This is a genomic window from Dyella amyloliquefaciens (genome assembly GCF_004296575.1).
GTDB lineage: Bacteria > Pseudomonadota > Gammaproteobacteria > Xanthomonadales > Rhodanobacteraceae > Dyella > Dyella amyloliquefaciens.
This window is the reverse complement of record NZ_SAYT01000017.1, coordinates 1-261: the sequence shown is the minus strand read 5'-3', so window position 1 is coordinate 261 and position 261 is coordinate 1. Positions and strand designations below refer to the sequence as shown.

Sequence of the window (261 nt, the reverse complement as noted above, 5' to 3'; positions counted from 1 at the left end):
ATCTGGTTACCCTTCGCGGTGCGTTGCTCCATCAGTCCGGAGCGCACGCGATGCACAGCCTGGATGTCTTGTTGGCGGGTGGTCTTCACAGTGACGAAGCGCATGCTAGGCCGACTCATCGCCTCGCAAACGGCCTCGGCGTCGTTCGCATCGTTCTTGTTGCTCTTCACATACGGCTTCACGAACTGTGGCGCGATCAACTTCACGCGGTAGCCCAGCGCTTGGAGCTGACGAGCCCAATGGTGCGCTCCGCCACAGGCC

General features: G+C 61.3%; 1 protein-coding gene. It reads right to left on the bottom strand.

The features are described 5' to 3' along the window. A partial coding sequence (locus EPB08_RS20945) for an IS110 family transposase (protein WP_130621067.1) occupies window positions 1-261 on the bottom strand: 261 nt, incomplete at both ends.